General features: G+C 71.4%; 22 protein-coding genes. 11 read left to right on the top strand and 11 right to left on the bottom strand.

Features of this window, described 5'->3' with window-relative positions; translation table 11 throughout:
- Positions 1 to 3: 3 nt before the first annotated feature.
- Positions 4 to 1074, bottom strand: coding sequence for a taurine ABC transporter substrate-binding protein (locus ABD127_RS10685; protein WP_344201061.1), 1071 nt, complete (start codon positions 1072 to 1074; stop codon positions 4 to 6).
- Between the two features lie 2 nt (positions 1075 to 1076).
- Positions 1077 to 1901 carry an ABC transporter permease gene (locus tag ABD127_RS10680; protein ID WP_344201058.1) on the bottom strand — a complete coding sequence of 275 codons (825 nt, stop codon included), beginning with the start codon at positions 1899 to 1901 and terminating at the stop codon, positions 1077 to 1079.
- Positions 1902 to 2050: 149 nt separating this feature from the next.
- On the opposite strand from ABD127_RS10680, the gene ABD127_RS10675 reads away from it, so the two are divergent.
- Entirely contained in the window at positions 2051 to 2548 is a 498-nt protein-coding gene (locus ABD127_RS10675; protein ID WP_344201055.1) for a flavin reductase family protein, read from the top strand.
- An 87-nt stretch (positions 2549 to 2635) separates the two neighbouring features.
- Here the strand turns inward: ABD127_RS10675 and ABD127_RS10670 are convergent, their stop codons facing one another.
- From ABD127_RS10670 to ABD127_RS10645, 6 genes are all read right to left on the bottom strand, one after another.
- Positions 2636 to 3766, bottom strand: a complete 1131-nt coding sequence (locus ABD127_RS10670) for an LLM class flavin-dependent oxidoreductase (RefSeq protein ID WP_344201052.1) — start codon at positions 3764 to 3766, stop codon at positions 2636 to 2638.
- Positions 3766 to 4959 (bottom strand): SfnB family sulfur acquisition oxidoreductase, encoded by a 1194-nt coding sequence (locus tag ABD127_RS10665; protein ID WP_344201049.1) that lies wholly within the window; start codon positions 4957 to 4959, stop codon positions 3766 to 3768. Before ABD127_RS10665 ends, ABD127_RS10670 begins: the two co-directional genes overlap by 1 nt.
- Positions 4956 to 5426 (bottom strand): OsmC family protein, encoded by a 471-nt coding sequence (locus ABD127_RS10660; protein ID WP_344201046.1) that lies wholly within the window; start codon positions 5424 to 5426, stop codon positions 4956 to 4958. Before ABD127_RS10660 ends, ABD127_RS10665 begins: the two co-directional genes overlap by 4 nt.
- Positions 5427 to 5555: 129 nt before the next feature.
- On the bottom strand, positions 5556 to 6797 hold the full coding sequence (locus ABD127_RS10655) for an acyl-CoA dehydrogenase family protein (protein ID WP_344201044.1): 1242 nt from the start codon (positions 6795 to 6797) through the stop codon (positions 5556 to 5558).
- Positions 6798 to 6898: 101 nt separating this feature from the next.
- Entirely contained in the window at positions 6899 to 8044 is a 1146-nt protein-coding gene (gene sfnG, locus ABD127_RS10650; protein ID WP_344201041.1) for a dimethylsulfone monooxygenase SfnG, read from the bottom strand.
- Positions 8045 to 8174: 130 nt separating this feature from the next.
- Complete coding sequence (locus tag ABD127_RS10645; protein ID WP_344201038.1) at positions 8175 to 8714, bottom strand: hypothetical protein; 540 nt, start codon at positions 8712 to 8714, stop codon at positions 8175 to 8177.
- A 72-nt stretch (positions 8715 to 8786) separates the two neighbouring features.
- On the opposite strand from ABD127_RS10645, the gene ABD127_RS10640 reads away from it, so the two are divergent.
- The 3 genes from ABD127_RS10640 (at position 8787) to ABD127_RS10630 (ending at position 10674) form a co-directional block, all read left to right on the top strand.
- Positions 8787 to 9467: a DsbA family oxidoreductase gene (locus ABD127_RS10640; RefSeq protein ID WP_344201035.1), complete on the top strand. Its 681-nt coding sequence runs from the start codon at positions 8787 to 8789 to the stop codon at positions 9465 to 9467.
- A gap of 80 nt (positions 9468 to 9547) precedes the next feature.
- A complete protein-coding gene (locus ABD127_RS10635; RefSeq protein ID WP_344201032.1) occupies positions 9548 to 10294 on the top strand; it encodes a phosphoglyceromutase in 747 nt (248 codons plus the stop codon).
- Between the two features lie 47 nt (positions 10295 to 10341).
- Complete coding sequence (locus ABD127_RS10630) at positions 10342 to 10674, top strand: TfoX/Sxy family protein (protein WP_344201030.1); 333 nt, start codon at positions 10342 to 10344, stop codon at positions 10672 to 10674.
- Between the two features lie 17 nt (positions 10675 to 10691).
- Here the strand turns inward: ABD127_RS10630 and ABD127_RS10625 are convergent, their stop codons facing one another.
- Positions 10692 to 11702, bottom strand: coding sequence for a LacI family DNA-binding transcriptional regulator (locus ABD127_RS10625; protein WP_344201028.1), 1011 nt, complete (start codon positions 11700 to 11702; stop codon positions 10692 to 10694).
- A 186-nt stretch (positions 11703 to 11888) separates the two neighbouring features.
- On the opposite strand from ABD127_RS10625, the gene ABD127_RS10620 reads away from it, so the two are divergent.
- From ABD127_RS10620 to ABD127_RS10595, 6 genes are all read left to right on the top strand, one after another.
- Positions 11889 to 12986: an asparaginase gene (locus ABD127_RS10620; protein WP_425545811.1), complete on the top strand. Its 1098-nt coding sequence runs from the start codon at positions 11889 to 11891 to the stop codon at positions 12984 to 12986.
- Positions 12910 to 13791, top strand: coding sequence for a polysaccharide deacetylase family protein (locus tag ABD127_RS10615; protein ID WP_344201024.1), 882 nt, complete (start codon positions 12910 to 12912; stop codon positions 13789 to 13791). The genes ABD127_RS10620 and ABD127_RS10615 overlap by 77 nt, the downstream gene beginning before the upstream one ends.
- Before the next feature lie 104 nt (positions 13792 to 13895).
- A complete protein-coding gene (locus tag ABD127_RS10610) occupies positions 13896 to 15248 on the top strand; it encodes an MFS transporter (RefSeq protein ID WP_344201022.1) in 1353 nt (450 codons plus the stop codon).
- Positions 15245 to 16009: an SDR family NAD(P)-dependent oxidoreductase gene (locus ABD127_RS10605; protein WP_344201019.1), complete on the top strand. Its 765-nt coding sequence runs from the start codon at positions 15245 to 15247 to the stop codon at positions 16007 to 16009. The genes ABD127_RS10610 and ABD127_RS10605 overlap by 4 nt, the downstream gene beginning before the upstream one ends.
- A gap of 28 nt (positions 16010 to 16037) precedes the next feature.
- Entirely contained in the window at positions 16038 to 16787 is a 750-nt protein-coding gene (locus ABD127_RS10600) for an SDR family NAD(P)-dependent oxidoreductase (protein WP_344201016.1), read from the top strand.
- A gap of 77 nt (positions 16788 to 16864) precedes the next feature.
- A complete protein-coding gene (locus ABD127_RS10595) occupies positions 16865 to 17056 on the top strand; it encodes a hypothetical protein (RefSeq protein ID WP_344201013.1) in 192 nt (63 codons plus the stop codon).
- 127 nt (positions 17057 to 17183) lie between these two features.
- Here the strand turns inward: ABD127_RS10595 and ABD127_RS10590 are convergent, their stop codons facing one another.
- Both ABD127_RS10590 and ABD127_RS10585 read right to left on the bottom strand, forming a co-directional pair.
- Entirely contained in the window at positions 17184 to 17864 is a 681-nt protein-coding gene (locus ABD127_RS10590) for a winged helix-turn-helix domain-containing protein (protein WP_344201011.1), read from the bottom strand.
- Positions 17865 to 19001 (bottom strand): sensor histidine kinase, encoded by a 1137-nt coding sequence (locus ABD127_RS10585; RefSeq protein WP_344201008.1) that lies wholly within the window; start codon positions 18999 to 19001, stop codon positions 17865 to 17867.
- A gap of 134 nt (positions 19002 to 19135) precedes the next feature.
- On the opposite strand from ABD127_RS10585, the gene phoU reads away from it, so the two are divergent.
- Positions 19136 to 19786 (top strand): phosphate signaling complex protein PhoU, encoded by a 651-nt coding sequence (phoU, locus tag ABD127_RS10580; protein WP_344201005.1) that lies wholly within the window; start codon positions 19136 to 19138, stop codon positions 19784 to 19786.
- The last annotated feature ends 36 nt before the right edge of the window (positions 19787 to 19822 follow it).

The raw sequence follows: 19822 nt of genomic DNA, 5'->3' as shown, positions 1-19822 counted from the left end.
CGCTCAGTCCCCCTGCGCGGCTGCCGCAGCCTCGGCCGGACCCGCGTCGACACCTGCGGCGTAGACCGAGGCGTCGGCCACGGCGGCGATGCCGTCCTGGGTCAGCAGGAATTGCGCCGTGGCGAACAGGTTCTCGCCGAGCTTGCCGCCCAGCCAGTCGGCGCTGGCCTGCTCCTCAGCGGTCAGGAACACGAAGCCGTCGAACAGGCCCTTGGCCTCGTCGGTCGACACGCCCACCTCGACGGCGACGCTCTCCGCGGCCTTGTCCGGGTCCTCGGCGATCTGCGTGACGGCGTAGTCCTGCGCGCGGGCCCAGGTCTCGAGGACCTTCGGGTTGTCGGCGATGAAGGCGTTGTCGGCGATCGCCAGGTCGTACGTCGGCTTGCCGGCCTCCGCGGTGTCCTCGCTGGTCAGGATGACCTCGCCGCCCTCGTCCTTGAGCTGGCTGAGCGTCGGGTCCCAGATCCAGGCCGCGTCGATGTCGCCGCGGCCCCAGGCCGGCGCGATCTGCTCGGGCTCGGAGTTCACGAGGTTGTACTCGGTCGGGTCCTGACCGGCGTCGGCGATCGCCTGCAGCAGCGAGAAGTGCGCGGTCGAGCCGAACGGCGTCGCGATCGTCTTGCCCTTGAGGCCGACGATGTCGGTCGCGACGCCCTCCTGCACCACGAGCGACTCGGCCGAGCCGATCACGTCGTGGATCCAGATGACCGAGACCGGCAGGTTCAGCGGCTCGGAGAGCGCGCGGGTGCTGGGCGAGGACCCGGCCAGGCCGATGTCGAGGCTGCCGCCGCCAAAGGCCTGGATGACGTCGCCGCCGGAGGCGAAGTTGCTCCACTCGATCGTCGCGTTCGGGAGGCAGTTCTCGAGGATCTTCTGGTCCTTGACGACGACGTCGCCGTTGGGGATCTTCTGGTAGCCGATCCGCACCGTGGTGTCGACCGACTCGTCGGCCTCCCAGGGGCAGGCGCTGCTGTCGGCGGCGGTCTCCTCGCCGCCGAGGCTGCAGGCGGACAGGAGCAGGGCGGCGGTCGCGGCGAGCGCGGCCCCCCAGCGGGTCGTGGAGCGGGTCTTCATGGTCAGTCCTTCCCTCGCCAACCGGCGAGCTGTCGTTCCGCGGTGCGGATGAGGAGGTCAAGGGCGACTGCGGTGAGGCCGATGACGATGATGCAGGCGACCGACAGGGCGATCTTGTTCTGCGACCCCGAGAGATAGGCCAGGCCACCGATGCCTGGCAGTCCGTTGACGAGCTCCGCGGCGACCACGGTGGTCCACGCGAAGCCGACGGCGACCCGCAGGCCGCTGAGGATGTCCGGCAGCGTCGCCGGAAGCACGACGAGCCGGACCGTGCCGAGGCGCCCGGCGCCCAGGGTGCGGATCGCGTCGAGGTAGTCCTCGCGGATCCCGCGGACGCCGTTGAGCGTCGCGAGGGCGATGGGCGGGAACGCGGCGAGGAACAGCAGCCACACCTTGGAGGTGTCGTAGATGCCGAACCACGCCACCAGGAAGCCGATGTAGGCGAGCGGCGGGATCGACCGCAGGAAGTCGACGTACGGACCGAGCAGCGACCCGATCGCTCGGACGCCCATCAGCAGGCCGAGCGGGATGCCGACCACGATCGCGAACGCCAGGCCCAGGCCGATGCGCTGCAGGCTCGCGAGCAGGTGCTCCCAGAGGTAGTAGTTCTCCTCGCCGCGCACGATCCGGTCGACGCCGCCGCCGATGGGGTGGTCGGAGTTGGCGCGCACGAACGCGTCCCAGACCTCCAGCGGGCTGGGGGTCAGGTAGGAGGGCGACACGACGTCCGAGACCGCCACGATCGTCCACAGCGCGAGCAGGCCGGCGAGCAGCAGCACGTGCGGCAGCACGGTGCGGGCGCGCTGGGTCGGCGTGGGTCGGGTCACGAGCGAGCAACGTAGCCGTGAGTCCACGCTGCGGATGGCTCGTCTCAGTGGGTGGATGGTCGGGGGCCGTCCCCAGGCGTGACCCGCGTCGCGCGTCCGGCATCTGGGATCGGCGAGCGTTGCTGGCGCGAGCGCCTACCGTCGGAGCCATGACCTCGACGACCGGACTGCCGGAGACCTCGGTCCAGCGTGCCTTCCGTGGCGCGATGGGCAACGTGACGGCGTCGGTCTCGGTCGTCACGACCCTGACCGACGGCGTCCCCCACGGCACGACCGTCAGCGCGTTCATGTCGCTCTCGATGGACCCGCCGATGCTGACGTTCGCCCTCGACCGCAGCTCGAACCTGCTGACCCGTCTGGGGATCGGCTCCGTGGTCGGTGTCAACGTGCTGGCCGCCCATCACGACCAGGTGGCCCTGCGCTTCGCCGGCAAGGGCGACGACAAGTTCGCCGACGTCCTGTGGCGCGTCGAGAACGGCGCTCCGGCGCTCGGCGATCGCCACGCCTGGGTCGCGCTGCGGCTCGCCCAGCTCGTCGAGGCCGGCGACCACGTGCTGCTCATCGGCGACGTGATCGGCGCCGACTCGACCCCCTCGGCCCCGCTGACCTACTGGAAGCGCACCTTCGGCACCCACCAGGCCTTCTGACCGACCGCCCTACCCAGATGTGCTGGCGTGTCCGGCATTCGCCCGCGGTCAAACCCCGGACGGGCCACCACATCTGGGGGAGCGGAGTCAGGTGATGAGGCCGCGGCGGCGCAGGATCGGCAGGACGCCCTCGGCGAACCAGTACGCCTCCTCGACGTGCGGGTACCCCGACATCACGAACTCCTCGATGCCGACCGCCGCGTACTCCGCGATCAGGTCGGCGACCTCGGTGTGGCTGCCGACCAGGGCGGTGCCGGCGCCGCTGCGCATCAGGCCCACCCCTGACCACAGCGCCGGGTGCACCTCGAGCGAGCGGGCGTCCTTCGGGTCGAACGCGCCGCCGTGCAGCTCGCGCATGCGCCGCTGACCCTCGGACTCGCTCGTCTTCAGGACCTCCTGCGCCTTCGCGACCTCGGCCGGGTCCAGCTGGGCGAGCATCGCGTCGGCGACGCCCCAGGCGTCCTCGGAGTGGTCACGCGAGATCGTGTGCAGCCGCACGCCGAACCGCACGGTGCGCCCCTCGGCCTCGGCGAGCCCACGGATCCAGGCGATCTTCTCCGCGACGGCGGCCGGCGGCTCGCCCCACGTCAGGTAGACGTCGGTGTGCGCGGCGGTGACGGGCCCGGCGGCGGCCGACGACCCGCCCAGGTAGATCTCGGGCACGGGGGCGGGCTGTCGGGTGCGGGCGTCCTCGACGTCGTAGTACGCGCCGGTGAACGAGCTGCCCTGGTCGGTGAACGCCTGCCGGAAGACCTGCAGGAACTCCGAGGCCCGCTCGTACCGGGCGTCCTTCGTGACCCGGTCGCCGAACCGGAGCTGCTCGGAGGGATCGCCGCCGACCACGACGTTCAGGAGCAGACGGTTGTCGGAGAGACGCTGGAACGTCGAGGCCATCTGGGCCAGCAGGGTGGGGCTGATCAGTCCCGGACGCAGGGCGACGAGGAACTTGAGCCGCTCCGTCTCGGGGATCAGCGCCGACGCCACGACCCACGCGTCCTCGCACGGCGTGCCGGTCGGGGTCAGGACCGCGTCGAAGCCGAGGTCCTCCGCGGTGCGCGCCACGTGGGCGAGGTAGCGCAGGTCGGGCTCGCGGAACCGTCCGGCGGTGTCGATCGAGCCGCCCGCGCGGCCCAGGTCGCTCGGCACGCTGTGTCCGCCGCCCACCAGGGCGCGGCTGTCGCCGGTCGTGGGCAGGAACCAGTCAAAGGTCAGGCTCATCAGAACTGGGGTCCTCTCGGGGGTGGGGTGCCGGCTACGGACCAGCGTCCCAGGTGCTGCAGCTTCCAGCGGACCGGGTCGTGGAGCGTGTGGGTGCGGGCGTTGCGCCAGTGGCGGTGCAGGTTGAGCCCGTCGTCGCTCGAGCGGGTGCTCCCGAGCTCGAACAGGGCCGACGTCACGGCGAGTGCGGCGCGGTCGCCGAGCACCTTGGCCGCCGCGACCTGGAGCGAGGCCTCGCGGGCGACGTCGTCGACCCGGCTCGGCGGGGCCGACGCGATCGCGTCGACCGCCGCACCGGCGACGACCAGCGCCGACTCGGCTGCGCGCACGTCGACCTCGAGCTCGCCGAAGCGCTGCACGAGGAGCGGGTCCTGCTCGGCGCGCTCGACGTCGGCCTCGAACCACGGGCGCGTGGAGGAGCGGACGAACGCGGCTGCCTCGGTCAGCGCCCCGCGTGCGATGCCAACGTCGATCGCCGCGTGCAGGCCCTGCGCGAAGGCGCCGTAGCCGTGGGGTCCGGTCACGGCTCGCTGCCGGGGGACGACGTGGCTCGGGTCGACGCGGACCCCCTCGAAGGTGATGGTCCCGCTCGCGGTCGTGCGCTGGCCCATGCCGGTCCAGTCGTCGACGATCGTCAGGCCGGAGGTGCCGGCGCGGACGAAGCCGACCTGCTCGACGTCGTCCTCGTCGCGGCCCAGCACGGCGATCCAGTCGGCGGTCAGGCTGCCGGTGCAGTAGAACTTGCGGCCGTCGACCACGGTGGCGCCGTCGACGAGACGCATCCGCGTGGTCTGGTCGGTCACGGTGCGACCCGTGCGCTCGGACTGGGCGTTGGCGACGCGCTCACCGGTCAGGACCGCACCGAAGAGCTCGTCGAGCAGCGACGCGCTGCCCGCGAGCTCGGCGAGCCGCAGGTACACGAAGTGGCTCTGCGGGATCTGCGCGACGTTGGGGTCGGCCGTGGCGAGCAGGCGCGTGACCTCGAACGCCACGGCCGCGCCGCCCCCGGGCCCCCCGTGGGTGGTGGGGACCGTGACCGAGAAGGCCCCGGCCGACGAGAGGAGGTCGAGCACGTACCGCGGGAGCGATCTCGTGCGGTCGCGCTCGGCCGCGCTCGCGGCGATCTCCGGCAGCAGCTCGGAGACCGCCGCGAGCACCTGGTCCACGACCGAGGTCGGCGCGGTGTCGCTCAAGCGGAGGCCTCCAGGGGGAGCGCCGACCAGGTCGAGGTGTAGTCGAGTCCGCTGCGCTGGAACAGCTGGGTCACGGGGCAGCGGCGCTCGAGCTCGCTCACGAGCTTCGCGAAGGTCGCGTCGTCGGCGTCGGTCTGGACCGAGGCCTCGACCCGCACGGCGTCGAAGTTGGCGTTGCCGTCCGCGCCGCCGACGAAGACCGACGGGTCGAAGTCGCCCGTGGCCGAGAACGTGAACTCGCCGAGCGTCACGCCCAGGTCCTTCGCCACGAGCTGGGCGGAGATCTGGTTGCAGGAGGTCAGCGCGCCGAGCGTGTAGGCCAGGGGGCTCGGGGCGGCGTCGGCGCCTCCGAACGCGGGGTAGGTGTCGGACTCGAAGGTGTGGGCGTGGTCGCCGGCGACGGTCAGGGACTGCGCGACGCCGGTGCCGCTGCCGGTGACGGTGAAGGGGACGATCTGCTTGGCCATGGTGGTGCCTCTCGGGTGGGTCGGGCTGCTGTTCTCGTCGATCGTCCATGTCCGGCGTGATCGTGCCGGGCAGTCCCCAGGGGGCGAGACTGCCCGGCACGATCCGTGATGCGTGCTAGGCGCCGACGCTCACGTGTACCAGGTCGGCTCGGGCAGCTCGCCGAGCAGCGCGAACGCTCCGACCTCGCGCCGCTTGTAGGCCACCGGGTCGTGCAGCGTGTGGGTACGGGCGTTGCGCCAGAACAGGTCGAGACCGACCTTGTTGCTCGTGGCCCGGGCACCGGTGAGCTCGTAGATCTTGGTGCCGACCTCGAGCGCGACGTCGGTCGCGAGCTGCTTGACCGCGGCGATCCGGACCGCGGCGTGTCCACGCTGCTCGGGCGTGAGCGCCTCACGCTCGGCGTGCAGCAGGGCCGAGATCTCGCGGGCTGCGTCGTCGGCGAGCGCCTCGGCGGCCCACAGCTGGGACTGGAGCCGGCCGTAGCCCTCCAGCAGGTACCACTCGTCGCGCGCCTGGGCCTTGTCGTCGCCGCCGTAGGGCCAGGCGCGCGTGTTGTCGCGCGTGTAGGCCGTGGCGGTCTTGAGACCGCCCTGGGCGATGCCGAGGTAGAAGTTGCTGAAGATGAGCTGGATCGTCGGCAGGTTGAGCGTGCCGTAGGTCAGCTCGACGTGCTCCTTGTCGACGTAGCCGGCCGCCGACGCCCACGGGATGCGGACGTCGGTGATCGTGACCCCGCCGGACTCGGTCAGGCGCTGGCCGAGGTTGTCCCAGTCGTCGTGGAACACGATGCCGTCCTGCTGGCTCGGGACGATCGCGAAGATGTGCTTCTCGGTGCCTTCGAGCACGCCCTCGAGCACCGTCAGGTCGCTGACCTTGGACCCGGTCGAGAACGACTTGCGGCCGTTGTAGACGAGCTCGTCGCCGTCCTCGGTGATGGTCAGGTCGTTGTCGCGCGGGTTGACGGCGCCGCCGAAGAACAGGTTCTCGGTGGTGTAGAGCTCCTCGACCGCGGCGATCTGCTCCGGGGTGCCGACGAGCCGGACGGCCCACGCCCACAGGTAGTGGTAGCCGATGAGCTGGCCGATCGAGCCGTCACCGGACGCGATCTCGCGGATCACGCGGTACGCGGTCTCCCAGCTCTGGCCGGCGCCGCCGTGCTCGACGGGGCCGAGCAGCGTGACGAGGCCGGCGTCCTTCAGCAGCTGGACCTCGGCGGTCGGGACCGCCTGCTCGCGGTCGCGCTGCACGGCGTCGACGGCGAGGATCCCGGCGACCTCGGCGGCGCGGGCGAGCCAGCCCTCGGCGGACGTGGGCGGGCTCTGGCCGGCCCAGGGTGACGAGGTCAGGGCCTCGTGGACGGTGATGGTCATAGTCTGTTCCTTGTCTCTGTCTCAGGGATGACGCCCGCCGGGGCCTGTCCGCCCCGGCGGGCACCTGCGTTTCTCAGGGGTGGGGCGTATTCAGTTGTGGGTCAGGGGGTGGGCGCGAGCTCGCCGTCGCGCACGGCCTGCGCCTCGAGCTCGCGCACGAGCGGCAGGACCTTCTCGCCGAAGTAGGCGATGTCCTCCAGGTAGTGCAGGAAGCCGAGGAGGAACAGGTCCACTCCGCGCTTCTTGAACTCGACGATGCGCGTCGCGATCTGCTCGGGCGTACCGATCAGGCCGGTCCGGAAGCCGTCGTTGTACTGGACGAGGTCGCGGGTCGTGGAGTCCGACCACATGCCCTTGCCGTCGCCGGTCGAGGATCCGGCCTGCTGCACGGCCTGGCGGAAGCCCTCGACGGCCTCCGGGTTCGCCTTCGCGATGATCTCTTCGAGCACGGAGTGCGCCTCGTCCTCGGAGTCGCGGGCCACGACGAAGCCGTTGAGGCCGAAGCGCACCTGGCCCTCGCGGCCGGCCAGGGCGGCGTTCTGGTTCACCTCGAGGTACTGCTCGGTGAACCCGTCGAAGTCCTTGCCGTTCGAGAAGTACCAGTCGGCCACGGTGCCGCCGTTGCGGCGGGCGGCCGTGGAGTTGCCGCCCTGGAAGATCTCCGGGTGCGGGCGGCCCGGCACGTCGACGGGTCCGGGCTGCAGCGTGAAGTCGTGGATCCGGTAGAAGTCGCCGCGGTGCTCGAAGCCCTCGCCCTTGCCGTTCGACTCCCACAGCCCGCGCAGGACGCGGATGAACTCCTCGCTGCGGCGGTAGCGCTCGTCGTGCTCGAGCCACGGCTCGCCGAGGCCCGTGAACTCGTCCTTGAACCAGCCGGAGACGACGTTGACCGCCGCGCGGCCGTTCGAGATGTGGTCGGCCGTGATGATGAACTTCGCGAGCACCGCGGGGTGCCACAGGCCGGGGTGGACGGCGGCGATGACCTTGAGCTTCTCGGTCTGGGTCAGCAGGCCGAGGCTGAAGCTCGTCGACTCGTGCTGCTGGTCGGCGCCGTAGGAGGCGGTGTAGCGGACCTGGCTCAGGGCGTACTCGAAGCCGACCTGCTCGGCGAGCTGGGCGACCTTCACGTTGAAGTCGTAGCTCCAGTCGGTGCGCTGCTCGATCGTGCTGGTGACGAGTCCGCCGGAGACGTTGGGGACCCAGTAGGCGAACTTGAGGGGGTCCTGGGCGCGGGACAGGGTGGTCATGACGGGATCCGATCTGCGGTGGACGTGCGGACGTCCCGAACGTAGGTCGGCACGAGGCCCTCAGCGCCGGCGCTCAGATCGTGGTCAGTCGTGCCCGGCGTTCAGGTCGACGTGCTATCGCACGGGCGCGTCAGCCGTGGAAAGCACCGTTGAGGAGCAGGACGTGCACGAACTCACGGGCGTATCCCTGCTCACGCACGTCCTTGAAGCTGTTGCGGGTGATCCGGTTGACCCGCTCGCGGCTGACCGTCGCACGCACCTGCCCCATCGGACCGTTCAGCTCCACGTCGCCCTTCGCGACGACCAGCCCGAGCTGGTGGACCCGCAGGTGGCCACAGGGGGCGGTCCAGTCGGCGCCGGAGGCACCGTCGCGCGTGAACGACAGCGACCCGCCGACCAGGTCGAATCGGCCGAACGTGGCGTTGAGGGTCCCGCCCATCGCGCCGATCACGCCGCCGCCGAGGATCATCGCGTTCCAGCTGCCGTCGACCGCCCCGGGGCGGGGCGGCGGGGCGACCCCGCCGTTCGGCACGGCCGCGGCGCGCGGAGCCGGGGGGCGCGCGCCGAGGCCGGGCTCGGACCTGCGGGTCGCGGACAGCGTGAACACGACCGCGAGCAGCGCGACCATCGCTGCCGTGCCCAGCAGCACGGCGAGCACCACGCCGGTCATCGCGTCGACCTCTCCACCGGTCCATCCTCACAGGCCGCAGGGACCTGAGGAGTCGCCGGTAGCGTGGGGGCCATGAAGGCCACGCTGTTCGTCGACGTCACCGACCCGTGGTCGTTCATCGGCGCCACCCGCTTCACCCGGGCCGCCGCGACCTACACGATCCTCACGGGCGAGCCGGTCCGCACCACGCTGCGCGCCCACCTGCTGGATCCCGACGTCGTCTCGAACGGCCGCCCGCTCATGACCGCGCTGGCCGAGCGTCTCGGCGGGGCCGACAAGGCCGAGCTGCTCAACATCCGCGTCACCGGGGCGGCCCGCATCACGGGCATCGACCTCAACTTCGAGGACGCCGTCGAGGCCAACTCCTTCGACGCCTGGCGCCTCCTGACGTGGGCCGACGAGGCGGGCCCGGGGGTGCAGTTCGACCTGGCGCAGCAGCTCTGGCGCGCACACCTCCTGGAGGGTGCCGACATCGCCGATCCGCTCGTCCTCGCGACGCGCGCCGCGCTCGTCGGGCTCGACCTGGAGACCGCCGAGGGCCTGCTCGCCAGCACCGAGTACGGCGACGCGGTCCGCTCCCAGCACGCCGCGTCCCTCGAGATCGGCGCGCTCGACGTGGGCTTCGACCAGCTTCCCGCGATCGTCGTCGACGACGAGTGGTCGCTCTCGGGCGTGCACTCCCAGCACGACTACGTGCAGTCGCTCGAGCGCGTCCGGAACGAGCGTGGCGAACCCTGGAAGGAAGACCGGTAGGTCCCACCGCCCTCGGCCCCCGCGAGCGCACCCATCTGGTGGGTCGCCGTGGGGTGAGCGGGCTGGGTAGGGTCGACGCCATGACTTACACGCTCGTCCTGCTGCGCCACGGGCACAGCGAGTGGAACGCCAAGAACCTGTTCACCGGTTGGGTCGACGTCGACCTCAACGAGCAGGGCGTCGAGGAGGCGGGCCGTGGCGCGCAGCTGCTGGCCGACGCCGGCATCGCGCCCGACGTGTCGCACACGTCGCTCCTGCGGCGCGCGATCCGCACGTCGCAGATCGTGCTCGACGGCATCGACCGCCACTGGATCCCGGTCAAGCGGTCGTGGCGCCTCAACGAGCGCCACTACGGCGCGCTGCAGGGCAAGGACAAGAAGGCGACCCTTGCGGAGTTCGGCGAGGAGCAGTTCATGACGTGGCGCCGGTCGTACACGACCCCGCCGCCGCCGCTGGCCGACGACTCGGAGTTCAGCCAGGCCGCCGATCCGCGCTATGCGTCGCTGCCCGACGAGCTGCTGCCGCGCACCGAGTGCCTGGCCGACGTGCTCGACCGCATGCTGCCGTACTGGTACGACGAGATCGTCCCGGACCTGCTCGACGGCCGCACCGTGCTCGTCACCGCGCACGGCAACTCGCTGCGGGCGCTGGTCAAGCACCTCGACGGTCTCGGCGAGGACGAGGTCGTGGGGCTCAACATCCCGACTGGCATCCCGCTGGTCTACCAGCTCGACGCCGACCTGCGCCCCACGGTGCGCGGTGGCGAGTACCTCGACCCGTCGGCCGCGGCCGACGCGATCGCGGCCGTCGCGAACCAAGGTCGTTGATCTGACCCCGCGCATGAGAAGGTCGCTGCGGGGGAAGGAGTCCCACCGTGTCGTACGACCCTGATCTCCTCGGCCGGCTGCGTGACTGGTTCGCCGAGCGAGGTGTCACCGATGAGCGCCGCATGTTCGGCGGCGTCGCGTTCCTGGCCGATGGCCGCATGGCCGCTGCGGCCAGCTCGAAGGGCGGCCTGATGCTGCGGTGCGAGCCGGGCGAGACCGCGGCCCTCCTCGAGAAGCCGGGCGTCGAGCCCGTCGTCATGCGCGGCCGCGAGATGCGGGGCTGGCTGCACGTCTCGCCCGAGGCGATCGACGGCGAGGCCGACCTCGAGTCCTGGCTCGAGCGGGCGCTCGCCCACGTGCAGTCGCTGCCGACGTCCTGACCTCCCGGCCGGGAGGGTCAGGCCGTCTCGCGCACGACGAGCACCGGCTCCAGCAGCTCGGGCGCGGGGGAACCGCCACCGATCAGCTCGATGAGCAGCTCGACGCCGCGGCGCCCCATCTCGTGCATGGGCGAGCGGATCGTGGTCAGGGGCACCAGGATCTCCGAGGCCAGCGGGGTGTCGTTGTAGCCCACGAGGGCGACGTCGTCCGGCACGCGCAGCCCGCGGTCGCGCAGCACGCCGAGCGCACCGATCGCGGCGAAGTCGTTGGTCGCGAAGATGGCGTCGGGCACGTCGCCGGCGGCCAGCAGCTGCTCGGCGGCGATGCGACCGCCCGCAGCGTCGAACGGGCCGTGCACGATGCGCGACCGCGGGATCTCGATGCCGGCCTCGGCGAACGCCTCGACGGCGCCCTGCACGCGGTCGTGCGAGGTCGAGGCGAAGGCCTGACCCGCGAGGATCGCCGGACGGGTGCGGCCCGAGCGCACGAGGTGCTCGCCGACGAGTCGCCCGCCCAGGACGTCGTCGCACGTCGCCGAGACGTGGTCGCCCGCGCGTCGCGAGACCAGCACGAGCGGCACTCCGCGGTCGGCCACCTCGTCGACGACCAGGTGGTCGAGGTGGGCGTCGCCGAAGATCATGCCGTCGACGCGGCGGTCGATCATCATCTGCGACCGCGCCCGCTGGGCTCCGGGGTCGTCCAGGGAGTTCGTGACGAACGTCGACAGGCCGTTCTCGACGGCGGCCTCCTCGATCCCCTCGTAGATCGTGGCCAGGACGAAGTCCTGCAGTCGTGGGACGAGAACCCCGACCAAGCCCGAGCGGGACGTGCGCAGGCTCGCGGCCTGCGGATTGGGGGAGTAGCCCCGTTCGTCGGCATAGGCGCGGATGCGTTCGATCGTGGCCGCCGAGCCCCAGCGGAGGGCAGCGTCGCCGGGGGAGTTCAGCACGCGCGACACGGTCGAGACGCTGACGCCGAGCCCGTCCGCGAGCATGCGGAGCGTCACGGTCTCCCGTCTCCGACTCATGCGGCCGCCTCCCCTGTGTGCGTCCGGCCAGCCTAGGGGACCGGGCGCGGCAACGTGACGGTGACACGAGATTTACACAATCGTTTGCGCAAAACGCTTGCCACAAACGTTTGTGTGAGGTTTGATCATCCGTGAGCCCGATCACACCCGGTCGGTTCACCCCGATCTCCCAGGAGTGAGAACCCCATGCCGCTCGTCGTCGTCCTCAGCACCGGAGGCACCATCTCGTCGCGTCCCCAGGACGATGACGCCGTGGTGAGCACCGATGGTGCCGACGAGCTGGTGAGCCGCTCGCTCGGGGTCGTCGGGATCGACGTCGAGGCGGTCGACGTGCTGCGGGCCGGCAGCTACAACCTGACCCTCGCGGACCTGCGCACCGTGCAGGACGCCGTCGCCGAGCAGCTCGCGCGCCCCGAGGTCGACGGCATCGTGGTCACCCACGGCACCGACACCCTCGAGGAGACGGCGTTCCTGCTCGACCTGGTCCACGACGACCCGCGCCCCGTCGTCGTGACGGGTGCCCAGCGCTCGGCGGACACCGTCGACGGCGACGGCCCGCGCAACCTCGGCGACGCCGTCACGGTCGCCGCGGCACCGACCTCCCGCGACAGCGGCGTCCTGGTCGTCTTCTCCGGCGTGATCCTGCCCGCCCGCGGCACCCGCAAGATGCACACCACCGCGCCCCAGCCGTTCCGCGCCCTGGACTCCGGGCCCCTCGGCAGCATCGAGGACCACGAGGTGCGCATCAACCAGCGGCCCGAGCGCTTCAAGCCGCTCCCGCGCGCGACGTCGGCGTTCGACGACGTCCGCGTCGACGTCGTCTCGCTCTACCCGGGCGCCGACGCGCGGCTGCTCGACGCCGCCGTCGCCGCGGGAGCGCGGGGCGTCGTCCTGGCCGCGACCGGCATCGGCAACGCCAACCCGCCCGTCGTCGAGGCCGTCCGGGGACACGTCGAGCGCGGCGTCGTCGTCTCGCTCTCGAGCCGCGTCCCCGAGGGGCCGGTGCGCCCCGTCTACGGCAACGGCGGCGGGGTNNNAGGTACGCGCGGGCGCCGACGTCGCCGGCGACCTGCCGGCGTACCAGGTGCGGGTCCTGCTGGCCCTGCTCCTGTCCCACGAACCCGTCGGGGCCGACGTCAGTCGTCGGCTCGCGGCGTACTCCTGACCACCGACCCCACGATTCCCCCATCCGGAAAGGACCCCCACCATGCCCAAGGAGATCTTCGTCTCGATCGGCGTCGACGTCGATGCGATCGGCGGCTGGCTCGGCTCGTACGGCGGTGAGGACTCGCCCGGCGACATCTCGCGCGGCGTCTTCGCCGGCGAGGTCGGCGTGCCCCGGCTCAACCAGCTCTTCGAGCGGGAGGGCATCCAGACCACCTGGTTCTGGCCGGGTCACTCGGTCGAGTCCTTCCCCGAGCAGTTCGACCAGGTCGTCGCCTCGGGCCACGAGATCGGCCTGCACGGCTACAGCCACGAGAACCCCCTCGCGATGTCGCGCGAGCAGGAGGCCGACGTCCTCGACTACACGATCGAGCTCGTCGAGAACCGCGCCGGCCGCCGCCCCACGGGCTACGTCGCGCCGTGGTGGGAGTTCAGCCACGTGACCAACGAGCTGCTGGTCGAGCGGGGCATCCGCTACGACCACTCGCTGATGCACCGCGACTTCGAGCCGTACTACGTGCGCGTCAAGGACTCCTGGACCCGCATCGACTACTCCAAGCCCGCCGCGGAGTGGATGAAGCCGTACGTGCGCGGCGAGGAGACCGACCTCGTCGAGATCCCGGCGAGCTGGTACCTCGACGACCTGCCGCCGATGATGTTCATCAAGGGCAGCCCGAACAGCCACGGCTTCGTGAACCCCCGCGACATCGAGCAGATGTGGCAGGACCAGTTCGACTGGGTCTACCGCGAGCAGGACTACGGGGTCGTCGCGTTCACGATCCACCCCGATGTCGCCGGACGCCCGCAGGTGCTGCTGATGCTCGAGCGGCTCATCGCCCACATGCGCGGCCACGAGGGCGTGCGGTTCTCGACGATGGACGACATCGCGCTGGACTTCATCGCCCGCAACCCCCGCCAGCCCTGACACCCCAGGGAGGGCGGCACCGAGCCGGGACGCAGGCACGCGTCCCGACCCGGCTTCTCCCAGAACGACCCGTATCGACACGTATCCCCCGGAAGGACTCCATCATGACAAACACCACCCCCGGCCTGCGCCGGGTCGGCGTGCGCGAGACCCGCGTCGCCACCGGCATCGCGTTCTTCGCGTGGACCATCGCGGTCTACGACTTCATCCTGTTCGGCACGCTGCTCCCGCGCATCGAGGAGGACTTCGGCTGGAGCACCAGCCACGCGCTCCTGATCTCGACGTTCGTCAGCATCGGCACCGCGTTCGTCGTGCTCGCCGTCGGGCCCATCGTCGACAAGCTCGGCCGCCGCAAGGGCATGATCATCTCGGTCGGCGGCACCGCGGCCTCCTCGGCGGCCACGGCGGCGACGGTGGGCGCGACCTCGCTCATCGGCGTCCGCTCGATCAGCGGTCTGGGCCTGGCCGAGCAGTCGGTCAACGCGACGTACCTCAACGAGCTGTACGCCGTGACCGAGGACGAGAAGATCAAGCGCAACCGCGGCTTCGTCTACTCGATGGTGCAGACCGGCTGGCCGATCGGCGCCCTGCTCGCCGCCGGGTTCGTCGCGATCGTCACCTCGATCTGGGGTGCCGACGCCTGGCGCCTCGCGTTCCTGCTCGCCACGGTGCCCGCGATCATCGTCGCGCTGGTCTGCCGCAAGCTCAACGAGAGCCCGCAGTTCCTCGCCCAGCAGGAGGTCAAGCGCCTGCGCAAGGAGGGGCTGGACGCCGAGGCGTCCGAGTACGCTGCTGCGACCGGTACCGCCACGGAGGCCGTCGCCGCCCCGCTGCGCCGCATCTTCGACGTCAAGCACCGCCGCAACACGATCGTCCTGTCGCTCGCCTGGATCTTCAACTGGTTCGCGATCCAGACGTTCTCGGTGCTCGGCACCACGGTGCTCGAGAAGGGCAAGGGCATCGACGCCTCCAGCGTCCTCCTGCTCGTCGTCGTCTCGAACCTGGTCGGCGCGCTCGGCTACCTGGCCCACGGCTGGGCGGGTGACCGCTTCGGTCGCCGCAACACGATCGCGTTCGGCTGGATCGTCTCCGGTGGCTTCTTCGCCGCGATGCTGCTCGGCCCGAGCGACCAGGTCTTCGTCGTCCTGACCTACATGATGGGCCTGTTCTTCCTGCTCGGTCCGTACGCCGCGATCATGTTCTTCCAGGCCGAGTGCTTCGACACCGACTGCCGGGCGACGGGCAGCGCCTTCATCGGCGCCATGTCCCAGCCGGGCGCCATCATCGGCGGATTCATCCTCACGGGTCTCACCGCCGCGGCCGTGCCCTACTCGACCGCCGCGCTCTACGTGGGTGCCATCGGCGTGGTCCTGTCCGGCCTCGTCGTGCTCGCCGCGAAGTCGATCGCTCCTGCTCCGTCGGAGCTGACGGTGGAGCCCGCGGAGGTCCTCGCATGAGCGCGGCTCCCGTCGCGGTCGTCACCGGCGCGGCCTCCGGCATCGGCCGCGAGACCGCCGTGGTCCTGGCCCGCAGCGGCCACCGGGTCGCGATCGGCACGTACTCCGGCGACCCGCACGACCCCGAGAAGACCCTCGCCGCCGTCCAGGAGGTCGGCGGCGAGGGGGCGGTCGTCGAGGTCGACGTCCGCTCGACCGCCTCGGTCGACGCGTTCGTGGGTGCCGCCCTCGAGCGCTGGGGCCGGCTCGACGTCGCCGTCGCGAACGCCGGCATCCTGCGGGAGGCCGCCTTCGCGACGATGACCGACGAGCAGTGGGACGACATCCTTCAGGTCGACCTGCACGGCGTCATGCGCACGGCCCGCGCGGCGGCTCGCCACCTCACGGCGGGCGGCTCGATCACGGCGATCTCCTCGATCGCCGGCGGCGTCTACGGCTGGCAGGCGCACGCCCACTACGCGACCGCCAAGGCCGGCGTGCTGGGGCTCGTCCGCAGCCTGGCGGTCGAGTACGGGCCGGTCGGGGTGCGCGTCAACGCCATCATCCCCGGGTTGATCGAGACGCCGCAGTCCAGCGACCCGGTCAACTCGCTCGGCCCGGACGGGCTGAAGCGGGCCGGCGAGTACATCCCGGCCGGCCGCGTCGGTCGCCCCGAGGAGGTCGCCGAGGTCGTGGGCTTCCTGTCCTCGTCCGCCGCGTCCTACGTCAGCGGTCAGGCGATCGTCGTCGACGGTGCGCTCACCGTCGCGATGCGCGACTGACCACCCACCAACCGAGAGAAGGAGCACCATGCCCGTCCCCCGTACCGACCTGCTCGCCGGCCGCCGCGTCCTCGTGACCGGGGCTGCCTCCGGCATCGGCCTCGCGATCGTGGAGCACTGCACCGCGGCGGGGGCCCGCGTGGTCGCCGCCGACCGTGACCCGGCGGTCGGCGACCGCGCGGCCGCGGTCGGCGCGGTGGGTCACGTCGTGGTCGACGCGACCGACGAGGCCGCCGTCGACGCGGCGGTCGACACGGCCGCTGAGTTGCTGGGCGGCCTGGACGTCCTGGTGACGTCGCACGGCATCCTGACGCAGTCGCCCGCGGCCGAGATGTCGCTGGCGCAGTGGCAGCAGACGATCGACGTCGACCTGACGAGCGTCTTCCTGCTCAACCGCTCGGCGCTGCGACACCTGCTGCCGCAGGGCGAGGGCCGGATCGTCAACGTCGCGTCGCAGCTCGGCATCAAGGGCGGGTCGTCGCTCGCGCACTACGCCGCGGCGAAGGCCGGTGTGATCGCGATGACGAAGTCGCTCGCACTGGAGGTCTCGCGCGACGGCGTGCTCGTCAACGCGATCGCGCCGGGCCCGATCGAGACGCCGCTCGTCGACGGGATCGACGAGGACTGGAAGCGGGCCAAGCGGGCCGAGCTGCCGCTGGGCCGCTTCGGCACCCCGGACGAGGTCGCGCCGACCGCCGTCCTGCTGGCCTCGAACCCGGGCGGCAACCTGTTCGTCGGGCAGGTGCTGGGCCCGAACTCCGGCGACGTGATGCCCTGATGTGTGGTGCCTGCGGTCACGCCGCGGCCGACGAGCGCGTGGCGGGTCCCCGTCGGCGTGCCGCGTCGGCCGCGGCCGTGTCCGCACTGAGCGGCCTGGCGGTGCGTCCGGCGCTCGGGATCTGGACCGTCGCCTCGGCGACCGGCCGCCAGCGCGTGTGCGCGACGGTCGAGGACCTCGCCGACGCCGTCAGCGAGATGGCGGGTGTCGACCGCCAGGCGGTCGTCGCGACGGCGCTCGAGGCCGCGTCCGCCACCCCCGGTGGTTGAGGTGCCGCGAAGGGCGCGGGCAGCCGACCCCGGCCCCTGAGGTGCGAGGAACGAGCCTCGAAGGGGTCACCGTCACCCCGCGCTGCGTGACGTCACGCTCGCGCGCGGGGCGCGCTCGGCTCACCCATCAGTCGTCGAGCTTGTACCCCAGGCCGCGGACCGTCGTCAGGGTGACGGGGTTGGCCGGGTCGCGCTCGATCTTGGCGCGCAGGCGCTTCACGTGGACGTCGAGGGTCTTGGTGTCGCCGACGTAGTCGGCACCCCACACGCGGTCGATGAGCTGGCCGCGGGTCAGCACGCGACCCGGGTTGCGCAGGAAGAACTCCAGCAGCTCGAACTCCTTGAGCGGCAGGCGAACCTCCTCGCCCTCGACGCTGACGAGGTGGCGGTCGACGTCCATCCGGATGCGGCCCACGTCGAGCGACGCGGTGTCGTCGATCTCGTCCACCGTTCCCCGGCGCAGGACTGCGCGGATGCGCGCGACGAGCTCGCGGGGGGAGTAGGGCTTGGTCACGTAGTCGTCGGCCCCGAGCTCGAGACCCACGACCTTGTCGACCTCGGTGTCCTTGGCGCTGACCATGATGATCGGCACCGCCGACGTCTGCCGCAGCTGCCGGCACACCTCGGTGCCGGACAGGCCGGGCAGCATCAGGTCGAGCAGCACGATGTCGGCGCCGCCCCGGTCGAACTCCAGGAGCGCGTCCGGACCCGTCTCCGCGATCGCGACGTCGAAGCCCTCCTTGCGCAGCACGTACGAGAGAGCCTCGCTGTAGCTGGACTCGTCCTCGACCACCAGAACTCTGGTCACTTACTTCTCCTCATCGATCTCGGAGTCGAACGCCGGGAGCACCAACGTGAACGTGGAACCGAGTCCAGGTTCGCTCCAGACCTCGACGGAACCGCCGTTGCTGGCGGCCACGTGCTTGACGATGGACAGGCCGAGGCCCGTCCCGCCGGTCGACCGCGCACGGGCGGGGTCGACGCGGTAGAAGCGCTCGAAGATGCGCTCCAGCTCGGAGGCGGGGATGCCCACGCCGTTGTCGGACACGGTGACCTTCACGTCGCCGTCGACCCGCTTCGCGGAGACCGCGACCCGGGACTGCTCGGGGGAGTAGGTCACCGCGTTCTCGACCAGGTTGCTGACGGCGGCGTGCAGCTGGGCCCGGTCGCCGTGGACGTACAGGTCGCCGTCGACCGAGGAGCGCAGGCTGATGCCCTTCGACTCGGCCTCGGTCATCGAGTGCTCGCACGCCTCCGCGACGAGCTCGCCGACCTTGATCGTCACGGCGTCCTCGCTCAACGTGTCGGCCTGCAGGCGCGACAGGTCGATGATCTGCTGGACCAGACGGGTCAGGCGCTCGGCCTCGTCACCCATCCGCGCCGAGAAGCGCGTGACGGCCTCGGGGTCGTCGGTGGCCTCCGACACGGCCTCCGCGAGCAGCTTGATCGCGCCGATGGGGGTCTTGAGCTCGTGGCTGACGTTCGCCACGAAGTCGCGCCGGATCATGTCGAGGCGCTGGGCCTGCGTGCGGTCCTCGGCCAGCACCAGCATCAGGCGCGAGGTGAGGGGCGCCACCCGGGCGTGCACCTGCAGGGGCGCCGAGCGACGGACGGGCACCTCCACGTCGGCCTCGCGGATCTGTCCGTCACGACGCACCTGGCGCACGAGCTCCAGGAGCGCCTCGGGGTACAGGTGACCCTCGCGCACGATGCCCAGCGCGACGGCGGGTGCCGACGTCTGCGTCACCTCGTCGCCGGTGTCGACCAGCACGGCCGAGGAGGCCAGCGACCGCAGCACGGCCTCGGCGCCCGGCGGGACGAGGGGTGCCTCGACGGCCTCGGGCTCGATCCGCCGCTTCTCGTCGGCCTTCCAGATGAAGGTGATCGCGGCGCCGAGCACGAGTCCCACGGCTCCCGAGAGCACCCACGCGACTTCTGTGTCCACAGTCGTGATCGTACGGCGCTGTTCACCTGGACCTTGCCTTCCGACCCCCGACATCGCGGGGCTTTCTGCGGCCGTTCACCCTTCGTTCACCGGAGGTCGCCCCTCGTTCACCGCCTCGGACTAGCCTCTACGACATGCGTGATCTCTACTACGAGCAGCTCGACGCGATCGTCGACGACATGGTGACCCTCACGGGCTCCGTGCGTCGCGCCGTCGCCGCTGCCACCGCCGCCCTCCTCAACGCCGACGCCCCGCTTGCCGAGCAGGTCATCGACGGCGACAAGGTCATCGACGAGACCATCGAGGGCATCGAGGAGCGCGCGCTCCTGCTCCTCGCCACCCAGCAGCCGGTGGCCACCGACCTGCGCCAGCTCGTCGCGACCCTGCGCATGCTGACCGACCTCGAGCGGATGGGGGACCTGTCGGTCCACGTCGCGAAGGTGTCGCGTCTGCGCACGCCGGAGGTCGCCGTGCCGACCAACCTCCAGCCGACGATCATGGCGATGGCCTCGGTCGCCGACCAGATGATCCACGCGGCCTCGCGCATCGTCGCGAACCGTGACCTCGTCGCCGCCGAGAAGCTCGAGGACACCGACGACGAGATGGACAAGCTCCGCAAGGAGCTGTTCCGCGTGCTGCTCAGCGACAGCTGGTCGCACGGCGTCGAGCCGGCGATCGACCTCGCGCTGCTCGGCCGCTACTACGAGCGCATCGGCGACCACGCCGTCTCGATGGCGCGCCGCGTCGTCTACCTCGTCACGGGCGAGGTGCCCACGCAGGACTGAGGCGTCACCGCCGCCCGGCACGAACGACGAGGGGCC

This window comes from Aeromicrobium alkaliterrae, from assembly GCF_039529015.1.
GTDB classification, from domain to species: Bacteria; Actinomycetota; Actinomycetes; order Propionibacteriales; family Nocardioidaceae; genus Aeromicrobium; species Aeromicrobium alkaliterrae.
This window is presented reverse-complemented; position numbering and strand designations above follow the sequence as displayed.